Genomic DNA, 21,423 nt, shown 5'->3' on the forward strand with positions numbered 1-21,423 from the left:
TTATCACCTTTATTTATTAAATCAAACAAAAAAAATATAAGAGTTATTTATTCTAATAAAATAATCACAAAGTAAATTTTAAAAGCCATTAAAACTACTTTTACTACAAAAAATCTATAGCAAAAATATCTAAATAAGTCTTGACAATTTAAAAAAAAAATAATACTATTTCATAAATGACTGACGGTCATTCATTTATGAAAGGCGTTTTATGGCAAGAATTATAGATAAAGATGAAAAAAGATGTGATATAGCACTATCATCAATAAAACTTTTTTGTGATAAGGGAATACAACAAACAAGTATTGATGAAATAGCTAAAAGTGCAGGAGTCGCAAAAGGAACAATATATCTCTATTTTAAAAATAAAGAAGAAATTATATTTACTATTTGGGATTTAATCGTACAACAACACGATATATTATTTAATCAAAGAATCAATCCAAACATGAGTGCAAAAGAGAAAATCCTAGAATATTATGATTTTACACAATGTTTAGGGGATTATGATCAAGAGCAAATACTTATTCTTTTCCAGCAATTTATTAGTTCATTACTTATTGATAAAACTAATATTTATTCAGAATATTTCGACAATTTTTTTAAATTAGATTATGATTTTATTTCTACGTGTTTACAAGAAGGTGTTGATAAAGGCGAATTTTTTATTGATGATATTGATACCTTATCACACACAATTATAATGCTTTTAAAAGGTTCAATTGTTAAATCAAAAGCTTCTAATATGAGTTTTAATGATTCCCAACTAATGCTAACTAAATATATAAGTTATTTACTAGAACATTGTACAAAGGAAAAATGATGAAAAAATCAATAATTTTATACTTTTTGCCACTATTTTGTTTTGCAGGGAATTTAACAGAACTTTTAAATCTAGCAGAACAAAATAAACAAGTAGAATCTTCTCGTTATAGTTTAGAATCAACAAAAGAAAAAGAGTACGCAACAAAAAGTGGATATATGCCAAATCTAACTTTAGGCGCAAATCAAACTTTTAATAAAGATAGTAATGCCTCAACACCAGATAAAAGTACTACAGGATCAGCGACACTTTCATTTACTATTTATGATGGAGGAAAAAGAGAAGCATCTTTTGAACAACAACAAGCACTTATTAAATCTGCAACTTTTACTTTAGCTTCTGTGCAAAATAATATTTCATTAGATGTTATTTATAACTATTATAACTATTTAAGTACACTTGCTAGTAAAGAATCAACATTGAAAAAAATGGAACAACTTGAATCTGAACGTTATCGTTTAGAAAAATATTTATCAGTTGGCACAATTACTGTTGATGAATTACAAAAGATTGTTTCATCTCTTGAGCAAACAAAAGTTGATTTATTAACATTAGATAACTCATTAAACAACATTTCTAATACTTTGGAGTATTTAACAGGAGCAGAAGTTTCTGTCGAAAAAGGTTCTTCAATTGTTTATAATGATTCAAATATAGAAGAAGGAAAACGTCTTGATATATTAGCTCTTGAAGAGAGTGTACAAAGTAATAAAGCAGAAATAAAAATTGCAAAAGCACCTAATAAGCCAACAATTACACTTCAAGATACATATTCTAAATATGATTTTGATTATCCACTTGCAACAGAAAGTTTGGATCAACAAAATAGTGTTCAATTATCAATGGAATGGAAAATTTTTGATTTTGGTTCTACAAATGCTAATGCCCAAGCTGCATATTTAAACTATTTATCTAAAAATAGTGACTTAGCTTATGAAAAACAAAAAGCAAAAGCTAGTTTAAAAAGTGCACAAAATAGTTATAAAACTTCTTTGGCAAAAATTGAAGCAGCAAGAGCACAACTTCAAGCTTCAGAAATGACTTATGAATTAATTAAAAAGAAATTCCAACAAGGTATTGTGGATAATGTTAGTTATCTTGACGCACTTAGTGATAAATTTAATTCAAATTCTCAACTTCAAACAGCCCTAAATGAAGTTGAATATCAAAAAGCAGTATTGCTTTATGAAATGGGCGAAAATATTAAAGGAGCTATTCAATGAAAAAGATTTTTATACTTATATTATTTATGTTTCAAGCCTTATTTGCAGAAGAAATTTATGCAACATTTGATGTTGTTAGTGAAAAAGAATCACAACTTGGACTATCTACATCTGGAATTGTAGCAACATTAAATGTAAATGTTGGAGATAAGATTACAAAAGGAGCTTTACTTCTTTCTTTAAATAATTCACAAGAAAGAAATGAATACGAAACTGCAAAAAAACAAGCAGAACACTCTTATAAAACTTATGCAAGATATGCAAAAATATCTGATGTTATAGATAAAGAAACGATGGATAATTACATTTATGATAAAGACATTACTCAATTAAATGCACAAAATAAAGAGATAATTCTGAGAAAAACTGAATTAAGAGCGCCATATGATTTAGTTGTTACTAAAAAAAATATAGATTTAGGTGCTATTGTATTAGCTTCTCAAACAAATCTTTTAGATGTTATATCTTTAGATGATGTAAAACTTGTATTGAAATTTGATGAGAAATATTGGCAAAAAGTTAAAATTGGACAAAAATTTGTATATAAAGTTGATGGAAGTGAAAAAACATATGAAGGAAAAATCACAAAAATTTATCCAAAAATTTTAAATGAAACAAGACAAATGGAAGCTGAAGTAAAAGCTACAAATCTTATGCCAGGCCTTTTTGGTAATGGCTCAATTAAAGCAGAATAAATCATGTATAAATTAGCTATAAATCGCCCAATTACAACATTAATGGGCGTTTTGACATTTATTGTTTTTGGATTAATGTCATATAACACAATGCCAATTAATCTTTTCCCAAATGTAGATTTCCCAGTTGTTACAATAGAAACAACTTACAAAGGTGCAGATCCCTCAACTGTTGAAACAAAAGTAACAGATAAAATAGAAGAAGCAGTTTCTGGTGTTGATGGAATTGATAAACTTATGTCAACAAGTTATGATGGTTTTAGTTCGGTAACGGTTCAATTTAAACTAACAAAAGATTTAGATGAAGCGACAAATGATGTACGTGATAAAATTGGTGCATTAGATTTACCCTCAGAAGTTGATAAACCTATTGTTAAAAAACTAGGTGGTGGAGGAGCTGTTATAAGCCTTTTTATTGCTTCAAGTGGAACTGACACAATATCTTTAATGAGACTTGCTGATGAAAAAATCAAACCTCAATTACAACGGATTAAAGGAGTTGGTGAAGTTAATATTTTGGGTTATCAAGATAGAGAAATTCGTATTTTTATAGACCCTTTTTTACTTAATAAATATAATCTAAGCTCAGCTGATGTTAGTAGTATTATTAAAAAACAAAATATAAAAGAAGGGGTTGGAAAACTTGTTAATCAAAATCAAGAAATTATTCTTAAAGCCCAAGGAGATGCTCAAAGTATCGAAGATGTAGGTAATTTATTAGTAAAATCTGGTGTTAAATTAAAAGATATTGCAACAATTAAAGATGGATTAAGTGATGCAAAAAGTTTTTCCTCTTTTAATGGACAACAAGGTGTTACTTTAGAAGTAAAAAAAATAGCTGGTGAAAATGTATTAAATATTATTACAGAAGTGAAAAAAATACTTCCTAAACTTCAAACATTATCAGGTGAAAAAAGCCAAATAAAAATATTAGAAGATCAATCTGAAAAAATCATGGTTAATATTGATAATGTACAATTTGACCTTATTTTTGGTGCATTTCTTGCTATTGTTATTGTTTTTCTTTTTTTACGAAATGTTACAGCTACAATTGTTTCAGCATTAGCAATTCCAACATCAGTTATTGGTACTTTTGCTATCATTGACGCCTTAGGTTATGATTTAAATCGTTTAACTCTAATTGGGCTTACCCTTGCAATTGGAATATTTATTGATGATGCAATTGTTGTTATTGAAAATATTATGAAAAAAATGGAAGCTGGCATATCTCCATTTCAAGCCTCTTTTGAAGGTGCAAAAGAAGTTGCATTTTCTGTTTTAGCAATTTCATCAGTTTTATTGGCTGTTTTTATACCTGTTGCTTTTATGGATGGAATAGTTGGAATGTTTTTTAACTCTTTTGCAATGACCGTAGCTTCTGGTATTGTAATTTCATACCTTGTTGCAATTATGTTTATACCAAGTATTGCAGCACGAGTTTTAAGTTCAAAAGAAAGCAGTTTTTATCATAAAACAGAACCTATTTTAAAAGCTATTGACAAAGGATATGTTTGGTTACTTAAGCCTTTGATTCGATATAAAACATTGACAATTATTGTTACTATTTCTCTTCTTATTGCATCAACAACTTTAAAAGTTGGTATGTCATTTTTGCCAATGGAAGATAATGCAGAATTTCAAGTATTGATTAAAGCACCTGTTGGAGTTAATTTAGAATCAATGAAAGATAAAATAACTCCTTTAGATGATATATTGAAAGAAGATAAAGATATTTTATATTCAATTTCATCAATTGGTTATAACTCTGCAAAAGAATTACATAAAGCTAGAATCTATGTAAAACTAAAAAAACTTGGTGAACGAAAAAAAACACAAGAAGCAATTATTCAATATTATAGAGATAAATTTTCTTCAATAAAGGGCTTAATAATATCTGTTGATAAGATTGATGACTTTAATACAGGAGATTCAACATCACCAATTCAAGTAGTTATTACAGGTGATAATTTAGCTGAACTAGATGCCACATCTTTAAAACTAATGACAATATTAAAAGATACATCTGGTATTGTTGATGTTGATAGAGATTTTGAAAATGGAAAACCTGAAATCAAAATTGGTATTTTAAGAGAAAATGCTCAAAGAGTAGGAGTTAGTGTTGAAGATATAGCTTCAATTTTAAGCTCAGCTTATTCAAGTGAAAGTGCAGTTTCTTATTATGAAGATAATGGAAGACAGTTTGATATAACAGTAAGATTAAAAGACGATTATAGAAGTTCATTAGATGATTTGAAAAAATTACAAGTTCGTAATTCAAGTGGACAATTTGTTGCCCTTGAGGGATTAATAGAAATTAAAGAAAGTTTAGGAAATGCTTCAATTAATAGATTTGATAGGGAGAGAAAAGTACTTGTAACTGCGAATATTTTTAATACTTCCCTTGATAAAATTGTTGCAGTAATTAACTCTAAAATGCCTGAAATTCTTCCAAAGGGTTATAATTATCGGTTCACAGGTGACGTTGAAAATATGGAAGATACAAGTAAAGCTTTTGCAGGAGCAGTTCTTTTAGCTGTAATTTTAATTTATCTTATATTAGCTGCATTATATGAATCTATAATACAGCCATTTATTATTATGATTTCTATGCCACTTTCTTTTACAGGAATAATGGTTGCCCTTTATGCAACAGGTAATTCATTTAGTTTGTTTGTTATGATAGGTATTATTTTACTTTTAGGAATGGTTGGTAAAAATGCAATTTTAGTTGTTGACTTTGCAAATCGTGCTATTAAAGATGGAAAAAGTATTGATGATGCACTTTTAGAAGCTGGAGAAAAAAGGTTAAGACCAATTCTAATGACAACATTTGCCATGATAGGAGCAATGATTCCCCTTGCATTTGGAAGTGGAGCAGGGCATGAAAGTAACGCTCCAATGGCTTTAGCAATTATTGGAGGACTTGTTAGTTCAACTATTTTAACGCTTCTTGTTGTACCTGCTATTTATAAATTTATTTATCCATTTGATGTATGGTTACGAAAATGGTATGAAAAAGGCTTAGTTAAATAATTTGATTTAAAGGGAGTTTTACTCCCTTTATCCTTACAAAAAAAAGGTAAAAGAGAGTGAATTTAGAAGAGATACAAAAAAAATTAATAAATGATTTTGATTTTGATAAAGTTTTGGAGATACTTACAAAATTAGGAGAAAATTATTCTAAAAATGATTTGATAGAGAATGCAAAAGGTCTAATTAAAATGACATATACATCAAGAGAAATGGATGATGTATTCTTTAATGCAGCTTATCTTATGGCTTCAAGATCTTATATTGACCAAAGAGAAGTTCACTATAGTTTAAATTTTTTAATAGATATTCAATCAACTGTAAATTTTGATTTGAAAGAGACTTTCAAACATAGAATTGTAAGTGAAAAAGAGTTTATTCTAAGAGAGGAACTACGAAATTTACTGGAGTTAAATAAAACTAAATATGAAGAAAATAAAGATGAATTTTCAGAAGCTAATATCTTTAAAATAGAAGAGATTTTACAGATATTGGATTAATTTTTTATTTCCCTATATCTTCAATTATTTTTGTCAAAATATTTTCAAATTATCATCATAATCAAAATAAATACCTAATTTAGAGCTTATATAAATAATAATATAATTGTAATATTTTAAAAGATATAATCGCAAAATATTATAAAAAACTTAAAGTCTTGAGTAACAATGATTGAAGAAGAAGCATTTATAGAAAAAATACACTATTTGTACGACCTAAAAAGATATAAACAGGTTATAGAGTTATGTATGAAATATCTTTATACAGAAAATGAATATATTGAGTATTTGTATAGCAAAATTATTGAATCTAATTTAGAATTAAAACTATTGGATAAAGCAGAAAAATTTGTAAATGAAGCACTTGAAAAATTCCCCAATAACAGTTATTATCATGCATTATTAACGAGAGTTTATTTGGAAAGAATGAATTATACAAAAGCATTAAAAGAGGTTAATATTGCTCTTAGTTTATATCCTAATGATGCTTATTTATTTTATTTAAAAGCAGTGGTATTTAATGATAGATATGATTTTATAGATGCAGAGAGAATGATTATGAAGGCATTGGAACAAGATAGTAGTAATATCAGTTATATGTCTTTATATGCAAGAGTGCTATATAATTTAGGTAATAAAAAATACAAAGAAATCTTAGATAATATCCTTTCTATTGATCCTAATAATAGTGATGCCATTTACTTTATGAGTACAATAGATAATAAATCGTTAAAAAAACAAAAAAAAGGTTTTCTAAAAGCTCTTAAACTAAACCCTTTCAGTGAAACTTATCAATCAGCTCTTAAAACAAATAAAAGAGATTTAATTTTATTTTTTCTTTCAATTTTTGCAATAGTAGTTGAGATTTTTTTGACATTTCAAGTAAGTGTACCAAATGTAGTGAAAAATACATTAATTATTTTTATCATTATATCTATAATTCATTTGTCATATTATTCTTTAGAAGCATATTTGTTAACAGCTTTTGCAATATTTCCATTTTTCATAGATGAAAAAAAAGATATTAGTCTGATAATCATATCTATTTTTATAAGCCTATTTTTTGCTTATTTTTTAAGGAATATTGCAACTTTTTTTAAATCAATAATTATATCGCTTGTTGAAGCAATGCAAGAAACAAAAAGTACAATAAAATATTTAACCATCAAAGATTTACCTGAATTATTAAAAGTAAATATTTTAGAAATTATTTTATTGATTCTTTCTGTAGTGGCTTTTTTGAATGAATTAGCAATTTCTATTTCAATGATTTTTATTATTCCTTTTTTTGTATTAATTATGAAAAAACAATTTAGCTTTTCTTTTTTGCTTAAAGCATTTGTATTATTATATTTATTGAAAATTATATCCGTGTTAATACTTCCTGCAATAAATATTTATCCATCATTCTCACCTTGGATTTTAGCTTTATTTATGGGAATTATATATACGCAAACTGTTAGGAGAATCATATGAGTGAAATATTATCTAATAAAGAAGAGACATTAGAAGATAATTTGAAAGAAACTTTTTTATTTGAAAAAGATTTAAATATAACATTTGATGAGGTGGCAGGGCTTGATACTTTAAAGAAAAAAGCAAATATGAAAATTATTATGCCATTTCAAAAACCAGAACTTTTTAAAAAATATAATAAAAAAATTGGTGGTGGCATTTTAATGTATGGCCCTCCTGGATGTGGTAAAACTCATTTTGCAAAAGCCATTGCTGGTGAATGTAAAGCTTCCTTTTTCCATGTAGGCATAGACCAGATACTTGATAAGTGGCTAGGGAATAGTGAAAAAAATATTGCTGGATTATTTAAAGAAGCTAGAGCACATAAACCTGCGATTATTTTTATTGATGAAATTGATGCACTTGGAAGAAAAAGAGAGTTATTAAAACACTCTAGTAGTTCAAGTGTAATTAATACATTTTTATCACAATTAGATGGTTTTGATTCAGATAATGAGGGCATTTTAATAATTGGAGCAACAAATGCTCCTTGGGATGTAGATAGTGCTTTTAAACGTACAGGACGATTTGATACTTTATTTTTTGTTCCTCCTCCTGATGATAATGCAAGAGAATCAATGTTCAAACTTTTATTAAAAGATATTCCAATATATAAAATAGACTATAAAAAATTAGCAAGTGAAACGAATTTCTATTCTGGTGCAGATATAAAAGGAATTGTAGATTCAGCTATTGAAATAGCTTTAGATGAGATTCTTGAAACAGGAAATGAACGTGATATTGTTACTGAGGATATTTTAGCTAGCATTGCCACAAATAAACCTACTGTAACTGAATGGTTTGATTTAGTTAATAATGTATTAGAATATGCAAATGAATCAGGAGAATATAATGATGTAGCTGAATATCTTGCTTTTAATAAACCTAAAAAAAAGAAAATTATGGGGTTTTTATAAATTATAAATTCTCCAAAGCACTTTCATTAAATCTATAAGTTTTATGTTGTACTTTTGTAAGGATATTTTTTTCTGCTAAATCTTTGAAAAGTTTTATAAGAGTTGGTTTAGAAATTGAAAAGTTATCCATTATATCTGTATACGAAGCTGTGAAAAGGTTTTCATTGTCTAGATTATTTATAATATGTTTTACTATTTCAACTTGTTTCCCATCTGATATTGCTGAAATTGTTTTAATTACATTATTGTTTTTTTGAATCTCTTTTTTTTGAATAATGGGAAGTAAAATAGTATGTAAACTATTAAGTAGCTCTTTGATATTTATAGGTTTTATTATGTAGTTTTCTACTTTTAATTTTATTGCATCAAGTAAATATTGAGTATCTGTATGTGCAGTTGTTAAAATTATTGGAGTATTTATATTTTTATTTTTAATATGTTTTAAAAAATCAATTCCATTTTCATTTTTTAATAAAATATCACAAATAATTACATCTACTTTTTTATGCAATAAAATATCTAAAGCTTCAGTTGAAGTTTTAACAGCATAGGTATTATTTACAAAATCTTCTAAAATATCTCTCGTGTGTTTTAATAAGTCTTCATCATCTTCAAGATATAAAACATTAAAATTGTGTAATATATTTAAATCATTATTTGTCATTTGTATTTTCGCTACTTTCATCTTGTATTGGTATTTTTATTGTAAATAGGGTGCAATTAAATGCTTTTTTGTTTTTCATTTTATGAGATATATTTCTGCAAAAGATTACCCCATTCATATGTTTTTCAATTATCTGTTTTGACATATAAAGTCCAATACCAGTACCGGCACTTTTATATTTTGTGGTGTAATATGGCTCGAAAATTTTTGGCAAAATATCTTCAGGGATTCCTCCACCATTATCAAGCATATTTACAACAAGATGATTTTTATATTTATGTACAATTATTTTGATAATTCTATCATTTTTGTCAACATTAGAACATAAAGCATCTTTTGAATTTGAAATTATATTTAAAAATACATGAGATAATTCATTGTAATAACTATTTATTTCCATATCTTTTCTAATTTTCACTTTTACTTCAATACTTTCTTGAAGTAGCAAATATTTTGATAATTCAATAGAGTGTTCAATACAATTTTTTATACTAAATTTACTTTTTATTTTATTTGGTGAAAAGAAATTTTTAAAATCTTCTAGGGTATTTGACATGTTATTTGCCAAAAGTAGGGCATCATTTACTTTTTCATCTACAAAAGTAGGAGTTAATTTTCCTAATGACATTTTTGTTTGAAAACTTTGAATTATCATAGTAATTGAACCTAATGGTTGTCTCCATTGATGGGCAATATTATTAAGCATTTCTCCAAGACTTGCAAACCTTGCTTGTTGAAACATGATAATGTCTTTTTTTCTATTTTGTACAACTTCTTTTGAAATTTTTATCTCAAGATAATTGTTTATCTCTTGAAGTTCTTTTGTTTTTTCATTTACTTTTTGTTCTAAAGAGTTATGCAATTTTTTAAAATTATTAATTATAAATAAAGACAAAATTACAGAAAAGAAAAATACTATAAAAATAAAAATTATAGAAAAAATAAAAATAATATTAAAAATCTTATCGGTGTTTCTTTTTTCATTTATGGCAAGGGATAAATCATAATTAATCAAACTTGTAAGATAGATAGAAATTGCATTTATTTCAAGATTCATATTTGCAAAATACTCATCAGAGTTTAATATCTTAATTAAATCAATTTCATCTTTAATTAACTCTCGTTTTTTATTTATATTTTCCATTATAGATTGTTTTAAAGCTTTGTTTTCGTAATAATTTTCTTCATTTATAATAAATTTTTTTATGAATATTGTTAAAAATTCTTTGTTTCTTAGTTTAATTTGTTCTTTGTATAAAGACCAATTTCTATCTATTATTTCTTGAGCTAATTTCAGAATTTCTATGCTTTGTTGATATGTGATTTGTTTTCTTTCAAAATCAAATAACGTATCTTGAATATTTACTTTGTAAGAGTCTTTTATATGTTCAAGTTGCATTAAACTTTTTGTTCTTTTTTCAAATAAAATATCGAAATCATGTTTCATTGTAAAAATAGATATTTGAGACAAAATAATAATACAAATCATTCCACCAGCAATGATAAAAACTAAAAATGATGTTTTATATTTAAAATCTAAACTATCAAAATATGAGATTAAAAAATTAAATTTATTTTTCATTTTTTAGCTCTATAAATTTATCATTTTTATATTCGAAAAGATAAGTTTTATTTAAAAGTTGTGAATTTTTATATTCCAATGAAATACCTTTTAATAAATCATTTGGAGTAGTTTTTAACATATAAAGTAGTTTTTCTCTAGTTATATCTCCTGTAATTCTTGAAATTGCGTTCACTAAAATCTTTGAAGATAAAAAAGCTTCAAGGGATAAAAAGCCAAAAGGCTCATTAGGATAATATTTTTGCATGATTTGTTGATACTCTTTTACAGCTTCAATATTTGTGTTTTCATAACTTGGAACTACTTGTGAAAAAATTATATTTTCACTATCTGTACCCAAATTTTTCAATTCTTTTACCATAGAATTACTATCTCCAAAAGAGATATTACAAAATATTACATCTTTTAGATTTTCATGCTCTCTTGCTTTTTTTATAAATAAAGAGTTTGTCTTATATGCTCCAATTATAAAAATTACTTCTGGAATAACATCTTTCATTTCATTAAAAGCATGATTTATTGATAAAGTATTTCTTTTATATGAACCCTCAGCAATAAGTCCTAAATCTCTTTTTTTTAATGAATTAACTAAAGAGATATAACCTTCTTCTCCATAATCATCATTTTGATAAAACACAGCAATTTTATTTAATTTCTTTTTGTTGCTCAAATAATTTATTAAAGTTTCTATTTCTTGATCATAAGAGCTTCTAAAATTTATAAAGTTTTGATTTTTATTATCTCTTAAAAAAGAAGCTCCTGTAAATGCAGAAAAAAATGGAATATCTTCATCATATAAAATAGGTAAAATTCTTTTTACTGTAGGAGTTCCAACAAAACCAAAAAGGGCAAAAACTTTATCCTTGAAAATTAATTTTTTAGTATTTTCAAATGTTAGTTCAGGTTCATATTTATCATCATAAACTAAAAACTCAATTTTTTTGTTTTTTATCAAATTATTTTCATTTGCATAAGTAAAATAAGCATTAACTCCACTTGATACAGACTCTCCCCAAGATTTAATAATTCCACTATTTGGAAGAGATGACCCAATAATTAAAGTTTTTTCTTTGAAAACTTCATTTTTTAAACAGATATAAAAAATAATAAATATAGATATAAAAAGTAATAATTTTTTTGACATTTGAAAGTGTACTAAAATATAGCCAAAAAAGATTTGAATCATAATTCAAAAATGGTAAATAATAATTTATTATTTAAGCCACATTTTATTTTTATACATATAGAATTAGGTAAAATATTTTTTACCTAAAAGGGATAAAATTTGCAAGAATTTATTTATTATAATGCTTCAGGGCTTGATTTTCCCATTAGTGAGCAGATATTTGTAACAACAAATATTGAAGATACTAAAAATAAAAATTTCCTCATATCTAATACATCTGAAATAAGTAGTGAAATAAGTGCACAAGAAATTGATTTTTATATAAAAAATTCACAAGATAACTTATCAAATAAAATCAAAAATGTTTTAAAGCTCTATGAAATAGCTGCAAGTAAATATGATTTTGCTTTAGATATTCCTTATTCTGCTGAAATCTCAAATGAAGTTTTGATAATTGTAAATTCACAAGATGAATATGATAATTTTTTATCAAATATTGAAGCAAAAGATTTTGAACTTTTCTCAATAAGTGCAGATATTTTAAAATCTATCTCTGGAAATATTGGAAATTTACAAGTTATTGTTGATGATGAAGGTGAAGAAATTACTTTAAATGTTTCTCAAATTGTTTGGTTTGATGCTAAACAAATGCAAAAAGAAAGAATAGGTATTTTTAACTCAAATTTATCAAATATTCAAGATGTGATTAAATCATTAAAACAAAATATTAACTCATACTCTTATAAAAAATTTACAACATATGACCCAACAATTTGTCAATATAATGAAAGACGAGTTGAAATTTGTAGTAAATGTGAAGATGTTTGCCCAACCGTTGCAATTACAAAAAATGATAAAACTAAAACTTTAACATTCTCTCAAATTGATTGTTTTGGCTGTGGTGGTTGCATTTCTGTTTGTCCAAGTGGTTCTCTTGATTATGCACCTACAAATAGAGACTCTTTATTTGAAATGAGTAAATTTTATAAAGATACTCATCCTTTAATTCTTCCTTTAAAAATGAATATTCAAAACTTAGAGCTTGAATTAAAAGATAATGTTTTACCTTTTGCAATTGAGGGTGAGAAATTTTTAGATGAATCATCACTTTTAACTTTGCTTCAACTTAGTGGTTCTCAAGTTATCTTTTATTGTGATTTCCTTTCAAAAGGTACAGCTGATTCAATTAGAATTTTAAATGATATTTATCAAAAAAGATTTGCTTTAGATGCTGTTTTAGTAGCTAGTAATGAAGAAGAATTAGCCTTAGCTTTAGAAAAAGTATCTTTTGTTGAAGACTCTTATTTTAATTTCAATCAAAGTGGTCTTAAAAAAAGAGAAGTTTTTTCTCAAAGATTACAAAAAATTGTAGGAAATGAAGATTTAGGAATAGTAACAACTGGTGAGCATATACATTATGGAACTGTAAAAGTAAATCAAGATAACTGTACTTTATGTTTATCTTGTGTGGGGGCATGTAATGTGGATGCCTTGTTTGCAAATGAGAGTGACTTTACTTTAAGAGTAAATCCATCACTTTGTACTTCATGTGGTTATTGTGAAATTTCATGTCCAGAAATTGATTGTTTAACAATCCAAAGAGATGAAATTCAACTACAACCTATGTGGTTTAAAGAAAATATATTAGCAAAAGATAAACTTTTTGCCTGTGTTGAGTGTGGAAAAGAGTTTGCAACAACTAAAGCTATTGAAAAAATAGCTTCTATTATGGCTCCAATTTTTGCAAAATCAAGTGAAACTAAAAAAAGAACTTTGTATTGCTGTGAAGATTGTAAAGCCAAATTGATGATAAAACAAGGATTATTAGATGCATAAATTAGAAATTGATAAAGCAAGACTGTTTTTATACAATATTTTATCTTTATTGTTTGTAGAAGAGTATGTAAAAAACAATGAAAAACAAATTATTAATGATTTAGAAATTCTATCTAATAACTCTTTTGATGAAGATGTATCAGTTGCTGCAAAAAATATTTTAAATTATTTAGAAGATAAAGGTTTTGATAAATTATATATTGATTATCAAGAACTTTTTATTGTTCCTTTTGGAACTTTTGTTTCTTTGAGTGCTTCTTGGTATCACGAACAACGAGAAGGTGGGTTTATGCAGTTAAAAGTAAAAGATGTTTTAGCAAAAACAAAAATCAGAAAAGATGAAAAAACTTTTACTGCACCAGAAGACCATTATGGATTTATTTTTACTTTAAGTGCATATTTAATTGAGCAACAAATCAAAAATGAGATTAAAGAAGATTTACAAAAAGAGTTATTTCAAATTGTAATTAATCCTTATTGTGAAGAGTTATTTTACAAATTAATAGCCTCTCCCAGTGCAATTTATTCACAAGTTGGAGTTATTTTAGCAAATATTTGTAATTTTGAAAGAGCATATTTAGATATTCAAAAATTAAAAAAATAAGAATTTTGTAAGAAAGCTGCTCTAAAAATTTAAAGGAATTTTTAAAGGGGCTTTTTACCCAAATTTAAAAGTGGAGTTAATTATGGCTAATGAGTTAAACGAAAGACGTAACTTTATTAAAAGAGCCGGAATAGCAGCTTCTGTATTGGCAGGCTCTGTTGTTGCAACTGCTGCAACAAGTGAGAGTAAAGATAGAGGAGCTGGAAGTATAATCGGTAATGGTGTTGTAGTAGGCACATCAGTTAAAAAAGAAATTTTATATAAAAAAACAGCAGCTTGGGAAGAGTTTTATAGCGCTGCTAAATAAAAAATAATAGGAGGATTTAATGGAAGTATTAAAAAGCTTTGGAAGAAGAAGTTTTCTTAAAATGGCTTCACTTGCAACTGCTGTAACAGCAACTTCTGCCTTTGCAAACACTGATAAAGTATTAAGAGATGCAACTGAAGAAGAGGTAAAAAACCCATATCCAGGTTCAAAATTGATTAAAACTATTTGTATGCATTGTTCAGTTGGTTGTGGAGTAGTTGCAGAAGTTCATAATGGTGTATGGGTAAGACAAGAAGTAGCTCAAGATCACCCAATTAGTAGAGGTGGACACTGTTGTAAAGGTGCAGATATGATCGATAAGGTTAGATCTACAAACAGATTGCAATATCCAATAGAAAAAGTAGCTGGAAAATGGAATAGAGTATCATGGGATGATGCTATGACAAAGATTTCTAATAAACTATTAGAGTTAAGAGAAAAATTTGGTCCAGATTCAGTTATGTTTTTAGGTTCAGCAAAAGTAAGTAATGAACAAGCATTTTATATTAGAAAATTTGTTTCAATGTTTGGAACAAATAATATAGATCACGTTGCTAGAATTTGTCATAGTCCAACAGTTGCCGGAGCTGCAAATACCTTTGGATATGGTGGAATGACAAATCATTTAGGTGATATGCATAACTCTAAAGCTATTTTAATAATGGGCGCAAATCCAGCAGAAGCTCATCCAATTGCGATGCAACATATACTAAAAGCAAAAGAACAAAATGGTGCAAAAGTTATAGTTATTGATCCAAGATATACTAAAACAGCAGTGAAATCTGACCTTTATTGTAGAATTAGAACAGGAACAGATATTGCTTTTTTATATGGTCTAATTAGGCTAATTCGTGATAATAACTGGTATAACAAAGAGTATTTAGATAACAGAGTTTATGGAATGGAAGAGATATTCAAAGAGTGTGAAGAGTACACTCCTGAAAAAGTTGCAGATATTACAGGTTGTAAGCCTGAAGAGTTAATTCAAGTTGCTACAACATTTGCAAATTCAACTCCAGGAGCTTTGATTTGGAATCAAGGTTGGACTCACCATACTATTGGTTCGTCAAATACGCGATTAGGAGCTATTTTACAATTATTACTTGGAAATGTTGGAGTATCAGGTGGTGGATGTAATGTTTTAAGAGGACATGATAATGTTCAAGGTTCAACTGATATGGGTTGTCTTGCTGATACATTACCTGGATATTATGGTTTAGCTGAAGGTTCATGGAAATACTTTGCAAAACAGTGGAAAGTAGATTATGAGTGGTTAAAAGGAAGATTTAAATCAAAAGAGTTAATGGAAGCAAAAGGTAATACTTTATCTTTATGGAAACATAGTGTTCTTGATGAATCAAATGCCAAATATAATGGTGGAACACCTATAAAAGCTCTTATTTGTATAGGAAATGGAGTATCAACTGTTACCGAAACTCATAAATCAAAAGAGGCTTTAGACAAGCTGGATTTAGTTGTATTTATTGATCCTTATGTAAATGACTCTGCTGTTATTACAACAAGAAATGATAATTTATTTTTATTACCAGCTGCTTCTCAAGTTGAGAATTCTGGTTCTGTTGTAAATACAGGAAGAAGTACACAATGGAGAACTCAAGTTGTTAAGCCACTTTTTGAATCAAGAAAAGATCAAGAAATTTTATTTGATTTTGCAAAAAGATTAGGGTTTTATAATGAATTTGTTGCAGGTATGGGAAAAGGTGATAACTTCACTTGGCCAGAAGATGCAACAAATGAAATTGCAAGAACTTTAAAAGCTCATGGTTTGACAGGTGTTACTGCTGAAAGATTAAAAAAACATCAAGAGAATTGGCACTTATTTAACCCTTCAAACTTAAAAGGAAAAGGGATTACTGAAAAAGAGTATTATGGATTACCATGGCCTTGTTGGAGCGAAACACACCCAGGAAGTCCAGTTTTATTTAATACAAGTTTACCTGTATCTCAAGGTGGTATGGGATTTAGAACGAGATTTGGAACACAGAGAAATGGAGTTAGTTTACTTGCAAATGAAGGAAGTGCACCAAAAGGTTCAAGAATCAAAGGTGGATATGATGAAATTACAGCTAAAAACATTGAAGAATTAGCAGGAATTACTTTAACTGCTGAAGAAAAAGCTCTTGTTGAAGGTACAAATTGGAAAACTGATACTAGTGGAATTTTAGTAAAATATGCACTTGATGCTGGACTTACTCCTTTTGGAAATGCAAAAGCAAGAACTATAGTTTGGGAGTTTATTGATAATGTACCAAAACATAGAGAACCTTTACACTCTCCTAGAACGGATTTAGTTGCAAAATATCCAGCAACTAAAGATATACCAAATCACTTTAGAATTGATGTTAGATATGAGAGTGAACAATTAAAAGAAGATTGGGCAAAAAATTATCCTGTAAATATGATTTCAGGAAGAGTAGTTGAACACATGGGAACAGGAACAGAGACAAGAGCATCTCATTACCTTTCAGAGTTAAATCCAGAAATGTTTGGAGAGTTAAATCCTATATTAGCTGGAAGATTAGGGCTAAATGATGGTGATATGATGTGGCTTTATGGAACAGGTGGTGGAAAAATCAAAATTAAATGTAAAGTTAGTTTAAGAGTAGATGACAAATCAGTATTCTTACCTCAAAACTTCTCTGGATGGTGGAGTGGTGAAGATTTAACAGATAGATATCCAAGTGGAACTGCACCATATGCAATGGGTGAAAATTCAAACCAAGTTACAAGTTATGGATTTGATCAACAAACAGCTTGTCCAGAAGTAAACTGTTCACTTGTAAGAATTGAAAGAGCATAGGAGAGTACCATGAATAATAATGTAGATTTTTCAAGAATGAAATTTTATTGTGATGAAAACCTTTGTATTGATTGTAATGGTTGTGTTGTAGCTTGTAAAGAAGCTCATGAAGTTCCAGTTGGAGTTAATAGAAGAAAAGTAATTACAGTAAATGAAGGAATAGTAGGGAAAGAGATTTCTCTTTCTATGGCTTGTATGCATTGTGCTGACGCACCTTGCCAAAAAGTTTGCCCAACAGATTGTTTTTATATTAGAACAGATGGTATTGTTTTACATGATAAAGATAAATGCATTGGTTGTGGATATTGTTTATTTGCTTGTCCTTTTGGTGCTCCACAATTTCCAAAAAATGGTGCATTTGGAACAAAAGGGAAAATGGATAAATGTACAATGTGTGCAGGAGGTCCAGAAGAGACTAATTCTCCTGAAGAGTTCCACAAATATGGACAAAATAGAATTAGTGAAGGTAAAGTACCAATGTGTGCGTCTATGTGCTCAACTAAAGCTTTACTTGTAGGTGATGCCAATGAAGTTGCTTTAATCAAAACATATAGAGCAGCATCACAAGGTAAAGGTATCTCTACTGAATCTTATGGATGGTAGGAAATAATATGGAAAATAGCTCATTTTTTTATAGAAATAAAGCGTATATTTTCACTCTTCTTGGACTATCATTAGTAGGTTTTGTATTTATTAAATTTATGATGATTATGGATTGGGAATATTTATTTAAATATACTATTCATGTAATTACAAGTGGGAGCGTGGATGGAGCAATAACTCCTCCAACTTCAACTTACAAAGCTATGGTAGATGCAGCTTTTGGCTCAAACTATGAGGCAATTGCTCCTGAAATAATAAGAGCCAGTAATGAAAGACAACTATACATTTGGTGGGTTTTTGTTGGTGAAATCGCAATATTTTGTGTAATGTATACACTTAATGGAAGAAAAAGCGCAATTATTACAAATCCAAATGACCAAGTTCAAGTATTTTCTGCATTTCACAGAGCAGTTATTTGGTTAAATGTAATTATTATAATTACTTTGATAATTACTGGATTTAATATTACTTGGAGTCTTAGAAGTGGAGGTGGATATATTCCTTTTATCCTAAGAGGTACACATGAAATAACAGGTCTTATTTGGTTTCCTATTTGGTTACTAATGACTATTATTGCATTTAAAGATGTAAAATTATTTTCAAAAAACAGTTTGTTAGGAAAAATAATTCTACCTGGAAAATATAAACCAATGAAAAGAGTTATTTTTATTGCCTTTGTATTAATGGGTGCTGGTTTACTAGCAAGTGGATTTATAATATGGTATCTTCATCCAGATGCTTATACAAATGCTCATTTAATTCAATTTAAAAGAGCTTTACTTTATGTACATTTTGGTTCTAGTGTATTGATTATGTTTTTCTTAATGGATTTTGTATATTCAGTTTTAATTGCTGTAAAAGGTAACTTAAAAGGTTTAATTACAGGTAAATATCCAAGGGAACATTTAGAACAATTAGCTCCTGATATATTAGCTGATATTGAAAAAGGAAAAGTGGCATGACAAAGCCTATGAGAAGTGAAAACTTCTCCCTTTCTTATACTAATTCAAATAAATATATTAAAGAGATAATTATTGAAAAAGTTGATGAGAATGGGATTGAAAGCCTTGAAGATTATGTTATAAAAGAAGATAAAGTTGAATTTTATTTAAATGGAAAAAAACTTTTATCAGTTATGAGTATAGCTCAATATCAAGATGCACATATTGTTGGATTTTTGTTAAGTGAAGCAGTAATAAAAGATTTTTCAGACATAAAAACGATAACTATAAGTAACGATGGATTAAAAGTTGAGGTTTTTGCAAATGTTAGCCCTGAGGGTTATGAAAATCTTTTTAAAGAAAAAACATTAACTTCTGGTTGTTGCGTAGGAGTTACAGGAAATGCAGAAAAAGTATTTGATTGTGCATTTGTAAGCACAGATTATAGTGTTCATGCAAAAGATATTTTAGCAAATATGAGAGAATTTAATAGACACTCAGACCTTTTTGATAATACAGGATGTGTTCATAAAGCTGAACTTATTTTAGAAGATGGTACAATTTTCGTCGCTGAAGATATAGGGCGACATAATGCAATTGATAAGGTTATTGGACTTGCAAGTATGAATAAAAAAGATGTTAAAAAATCAGTTTTATATGCAACTGGACGATTATCTATGGAAATGGTTGTGAAATGTGTAATGCATAAAATCCCAATCGTTGTTTCAAAAGCAGCCGTTACTTTTCAAGGTGTAAAATCAGCAAACGAACATGGAATTACACTTGTAGGATTTGCAAGGGGTAATAAAATGAACGTATATACTCACTCAGGAAGAATAAATGTCTAAAAATGAAGATAGCGTCGGTGTAGAGTTGGATAATATCCAAAAAGAATTTTTATTGACAAACTTAGATGAAGATGGAAAATTATCTTGTTTAAAAGCTTTTAAAGTTGCAAGATTAATAGGAAGAAAACCCATTGAAATGAATTCAATTATCCAAAGCATGGGGCTTGAAATCACAAATTGTGAACTTGGTGTTTTTGGAAAACTAAAATTTAAAGACCCAAATATTCAAGTTTATAATAGACTAAAACAGAACTATATGGGACATGAAACTTTAGAATGTAGAGTTTTATGGGATGAAGCAAAACGTTCAAATCTCAAAACAGTTGGTTCAACTGTAAAAAATAGTGATATAAAAGTAAGCCATTGTCAGCTTGGTTGTTTTAGAAGCAGAAATGGAAAAAAAGAGCTTGGTTAAACTAAATGTTTTACAATACAATCCAATAAAATTAGATTTATCAAATGAAAACTATTCAATAGATAGTTTAGTTACAAACACTGATTTTGAAAACTTATGTAAAAACTATAAACAGAAGTTTGCCTATTCCAAATTAAAAACTTTTTCTTTTTCAAAAGAGGGATTTTTAGGACTTTTTTTAGAGTTAAAAGGAAATATTGCCATAAGTGTTGGTGAATGTGAAGCTTTAATAAATGCTGCAAAATTATATGAAAACTTAGGTTTTGAAATATTATGGATAAGTTTAAATAAAGATGGAAAAGTAAATCTAAAGAAAATAGAAAATGAAAATATAGATTTTCTTTTTTTATCTTCTTATGTTATGGATACCTTTGTAATAACTTCTTTACAAGAAGCCAAAAAACTAACAAATGCAAAAATCATCTCAAATGCAAGTGCAAATTTTTCAATATTAAGTGATGCTGTTTATTTTGATAATTATAAACTAACAGGTTATAACCTCTCAGGAGTTTTACTTTTTGAAGATGAAAACTTATTTGAACTTTTAAATATAGGATTTATAGATACTTTAGCTGTAAAATACTGCTTTGAAGCCCTAGAAAATCAAAAGTTTAACTATGAAATGAAAGATAAATTTTTACAAAAACTAAAAGAAAAGTTCAAAGATGATTTATATTTTTTCGTAAATCCAGCTGATACCTTACCTTACTCACTTCATATCGCACTAAAAGGCATAAAAGCCAGAGAACTAATAAGAACACTAGCTTTAAATAAAATCTTCCTAACAAATGGTGAGGGGTGTTCTTTGGGACTTTCAAAACCCTCACGAATTATCCAAAATATGGGATATGATGATCAAACAAGCAGAAACTCAATACAACTAGCTTTTAACCAAACTTTTAGTGAGGAAGAAATAGAAAAGTTAGTGAATGCTATTTATTTGAAATATAAACAGATAAAGTCGTTTTCGTAA

General features: G+C 27.6%; 19 protein-coding genes. 16 read left to right on the plus strand and 3 right to left on the minus strand.

Features of this window, described 5'->3' with window-relative positions; genetic code table 11:
- Positions 1 to 211: 211 nt before the first annotated feature.
- The 7 genes from AVENP_RS05670 (at position 212) to AVENP_RS05700 (ending at position 8,703) form a co-directional block, all read left to right on the plus strand.
- Complete coding sequence (locus tag AVENP_RS05670; RefSeq protein WP_128358864.1) at positions 212 to 823, plus strand: TetR/AcrR family transcriptional regulator; 612 nt, start codon at positions 212 to 214, stop codon at positions 821 to 823.
- The gene (locus tag AVENP_RS05675; protein WP_172664225.1) at positions 823 to 2,046 is read left to right on the plus strand and encodes a TolC family protein; all 1,224 of its coding nucleotides are present in this window, start codon (positions 823 to 825) and stop codon (positions 2,044 to 2,046) included. The genes AVENP_RS05670 and AVENP_RS05675 overlap by 1 nt, the downstream gene beginning before the upstream one ends.
- A complete protein-coding gene (locus tag AVENP_RS05680; protein ID WP_128358862.1) occupies positions 2,043 to 2,741 on the plus strand; it encodes an efflux RND transporter periplasmic adaptor subunit in 699 nt (232 codons plus the stop codon). The genes AVENP_RS05675 and AVENP_RS05680 overlap by 4 nt, the downstream gene beginning before the upstream one ends.
- 3 nt (positions 2,742 to 2,744) lie before the next feature.
- On the plus strand, positions 2,745 to 5,774 hold the full coding sequence (locus tag AVENP_RS05685; protein ID WP_128358861.1) for an efflux RND transporter permease subunit: 3,030 nt from the start codon (positions 2,745 to 2,747) through the stop codon (positions 5,772 to 5,774).
- Between the two features lie 56 nt (positions 5,775 to 5,830).
- Positions 5,831 to 6,271, plus strand: a complete 441-nt coding sequence (locus tag AVENP_RS05690; protein ID WP_128358860.1) for a hypothetical protein — start codon at positions 5,831 to 5,833, stop codon at positions 6,269 to 6,271.
- 168 nt (positions 6,272 to 6,439) lie between these two features.
- Entirely contained in the window at positions 6,440 to 7,747 is a 1,308-nt protein-coding gene (locus tag AVENP_RS05695) for a tetratricopeptide repeat protein (protein WP_128358859.1), read from the plus strand.
- Positions 7,744 to 8,703 (plus strand): ATP-binding protein, encoded by a 960-nt coding sequence (locus tag AVENP_RS05700; protein WP_128358858.1) that lies wholly within the window; start codon positions 7,744 to 7,746, stop codon positions 8,701 to 8,703. The genes AVENP_RS05695 and AVENP_RS05700 overlap by 4 nt, the downstream gene beginning before the upstream one ends.
- A 1-nt stretch (position 8,704) precedes the next feature.
- Here AVENP_RS05700 and AVENP_RS05705 read toward each other — a convergent pair whose 3' ends face one another.
- Genes AVENP_RS05705 through AVENP_RS05715 form a run of 3 tightly spaced genes read right to left on the minus strand, consistent with a single transcriptional unit; the run spans position 8,705 to position 12,093 of the window.
- Positions 8,705 to 9,367: a response regulator gene (locus AVENP_RS05705; RefSeq protein ID WP_128358998.1), complete on the minus strand. Its 663-nt coding sequence runs from the start codon at positions 9,365 to 9,367 to the stop codon at positions 8,705 to 8,707.
- The gene (locus AVENP_RS05710) at positions 9,357 to 10,949 is read right to left on the minus strand and encodes a sensor histidine kinase (protein WP_128358857.1); all 1,593 of its coding nucleotides are present in this window, start codon (positions 10,947 to 10,949) and stop codon (positions 9,357 to 9,359) included. The genes AVENP_RS05705 and AVENP_RS05710 overlap by 11 nt, the downstream gene beginning before the upstream one ends.
- Entirely contained in the window at positions 10,939 to 12,093 is a 1,155-nt protein-coding gene (locus tag AVENP_RS05715) for an ABC transporter substrate-binding protein (RefSeq protein ID WP_128358856.1), read from the minus strand. The genes AVENP_RS05710 and AVENP_RS05715 overlap by 11 nt, the downstream gene beginning before the upstream one ends.
- Positions 12,094 to 12,234: 141 nt before the next feature.
- On the opposite strand from AVENP_RS05715, the gene AVENP_RS05720 reads away from it, so the two are divergent.
- From AVENP_RS05720 to AVENP_RS05760, 9 genes are all read left to right on the plus strand, one after another.
- Complete coding sequence (locus AVENP_RS05720) at positions 12,235 to 13,911, plus strand: 4Fe-4S dicluster domain-containing protein (protein WP_128358855.1); 1,677 nt, start codon at positions 12,235 to 12,237, stop codon at positions 13,909 to 13,911.
- Positions 13,904 to 14,515, plus strand: coding sequence for a TorD/DmsD family molecular chaperone (locus tag AVENP_RS05725; RefSeq protein ID WP_128358854.1), 612 nt, complete (start codon positions 13,904 to 13,906; stop codon positions 14,513 to 14,515). The genes AVENP_RS05720 and AVENP_RS05725 overlap by 8 nt, the downstream gene beginning before the upstream one ends.
- An 82-nt stretch (positions 14,516 to 14,597) precedes the next feature.
- Entirely contained in the window at positions 14,598 to 14,822 is a 225-nt protein-coding gene (locus tag AVENP_RS05730; RefSeq protein ID WP_128358853.1) for a twin-arginine translocation signal domain-containing protein, read from the plus strand.
- Positions 14,823 to 14,841: 19 nt separating this feature from the next.
- On the plus strand, positions 14,842 to 17,643 hold the full coding sequence (locus AVENP_RS05735; RefSeq protein ID WP_128358852.1) for a molybdopterin-dependent oxidoreductase: 2,802 nt from the start codon (positions 14,842 to 14,844) through the stop codon (positions 17,641 to 17,643).
- A gap of 9 nt (positions 17,644 to 17,652) precedes the next feature.
- The gene (gene fdh3B, locus AVENP_RS05740) at positions 17,653 to 18,246 is read left to right on the plus strand and encodes a formate dehydrogenase FDH3 subunit beta (protein ID WP_128358851.1); all 594 of its coding nucleotides are present in this window, start codon (positions 17,653 to 17,655) and stop codon (positions 18,244 to 18,246) included.
- A gap of 8 nt (positions 18,247 to 18,254) precedes the next feature.
- The gene (locus AVENP_RS05745) at positions 18,255 to 19,208 is read left to right on the plus strand and encodes a cytochrome b/b6 domain-containing protein (protein ID WP_128358850.1); all 954 of its coding nucleotides are present in this window, start codon (positions 18,255 to 18,257) and stop codon (positions 19,206 to 19,208) included.
- On the plus strand, positions 19,205 to 20,035 hold the full coding sequence (fdhD, locus tag AVENP_RS05750) for a formate dehydrogenase accessory sulfurtransferase FdhD (RefSeq protein WP_128358849.1): 831 nt from the start codon (positions 19,205 to 19,207) through the stop codon (positions 20,033 to 20,035). Before AVENP_RS05745 ends, fdhD begins: the two co-directional genes overlap by 4 nt.
- Complete coding sequence (locus AVENP_RS05755; protein ID WP_128358848.1) at positions 20,028 to 20,450, plus strand: ModE family transcriptional regulator; 423 nt, start codon at positions 20,028 to 20,030, stop codon at positions 20,448 to 20,450. The genes fdhD and AVENP_RS05755 overlap by 8 nt, the downstream gene beginning before the upstream one ends.
- Complete coding sequence (locus tag AVENP_RS05760; RefSeq protein ID WP_228201872.1) at positions 20,428 to 21,423, plus strand: cysteine desulfurase; 996 nt, start codon at positions 20,428 to 20,430, stop codon at positions 21,421 to 21,423. The genes AVENP_RS05755 and AVENP_RS05760 overlap by 23 nt, the downstream gene beginning before the upstream one ends.

It is taken from the genome of Arcobacter venerupis (assembly GCF_013201665.1).
Lineage (GTDB): Bacteria > Campylobacterota > Campylobacteria > Campylobacterales > Arcobacteraceae > Aliarcobacter > Aliarcobacter venerupis.

Bases quoted from the DNA above. Each gene is read 5' to 3' on its own strand.
- AVENP_RS05725 (WP_128358854.1), top strand. From the start codon at position 13,904: ATGCATAAATTAGAAATTGATAAAGCAAGACTGTTTTTATACAATATT.
- AVENP_RS05685 (WP_128358861.1), top strand. From the start codon at position 2,745: ATGTATAAATTAGCTATAAATCGCCCAATTACAACATTAATGGGCGTT.
- AVENP_RS05695 (WP_128358859.1), top strand. From the start codon at position 6,440: ATGATTGAAGAAGAAGCATTTATAGAAAAAATACACTATTTGTACGAC.
- AVENP_RS05715 (WP_128358856.1), bottom strand. From the start codon at position 12,093: ATGTCAAAAAAATTATTACTTTTTATATCTATATTTATTATTTTTTAT.
- AVENP_RS05730 (WP_128358853.1), top strand. From the start codon at position 14,598: ATGGCTAATGAGTTAAACGAAAGACGTAACTTTATTAAAAGAGCCGGA.
- AVENP_RS05670 (WP_128358864.1), top strand. From the start codon at position 212: ATGGCAAGAATTATAGATAAAGATGAAAAAAGATGTGATATAGCACTA.
- AVENP_RS05745 (WP_128358850.1), top strand. From the start codon at position 18,255: ATGGAAAATAGCTCATTTTTTTATAGAAATAAAGCGTATATTTTCACT.
- AVENP_RS05700 (WP_128358858.1), top strand. From the start codon at position 7,744: ATGAGTGAAATATTATCTAATAAAGAAGAGACATTAGAAGATAATTTG.
- AVENP_RS05680 (WP_128358862.1), top strand. From the start codon at position 2,043: ATGAAAAAGATTTTTATACTTATATTATTTATGTTTCAAGCCTTATTT.
- AVENP_RS05710 (WP_128358857.1), bottom strand. From the start codon at position 10,949: ATGAAAAATAAATTTAATTTTTTAATCTCATATTTTGATAGTTTAGAT.
- AVENP_RS05760 (WP_228201872.1), top strand. From the start codon at position 20,428: ATGGAAAAAAAGAGCTTGGTTAAACTAAATGTTTTACAATACAATCCA.
- AVENP_RS05675 (WP_172664225.1), top strand. From the start codon at position 823: ATGAAAAAATCAATAATTTTATACTTTTTGCCACTATTTTGTTTTGCA.
- fdhD (WP_128358849.1), top strand. From the start codon at position 19,205: ATGACAAAGCCTATGAGAAGTGAAAACTTCTCCCTTTCTTATACTAAT.
- fdh3B (WP_128358851.1), top strand. From the start codon at position 17,653: ATGAATAATAATGTAGATTTTTCAAGAATGAAATTTTATTGTGATGAA.
- AVENP_RS05705 (WP_128358998.1), bottom strand. From the start codon at position 9,367: ATGACAAATAATGATTTAAATATATTACACAATTTTAATGTTTTATAT.
- AVENP_RS05735 (WP_128358852.1), top strand. From the start codon at position 14,842: ATGGAAGTATTAAAAAGCTTTGGAAGAAGAAGTTTTCTTAAAATGGCT.
- AVENP_RS05755 (WP_128358848.1), top strand. From the start codon at position 20,028: ATGTCTAAAAATGAAGATAGCGTCGGTGTAGAGTTGGATAATATCCAA.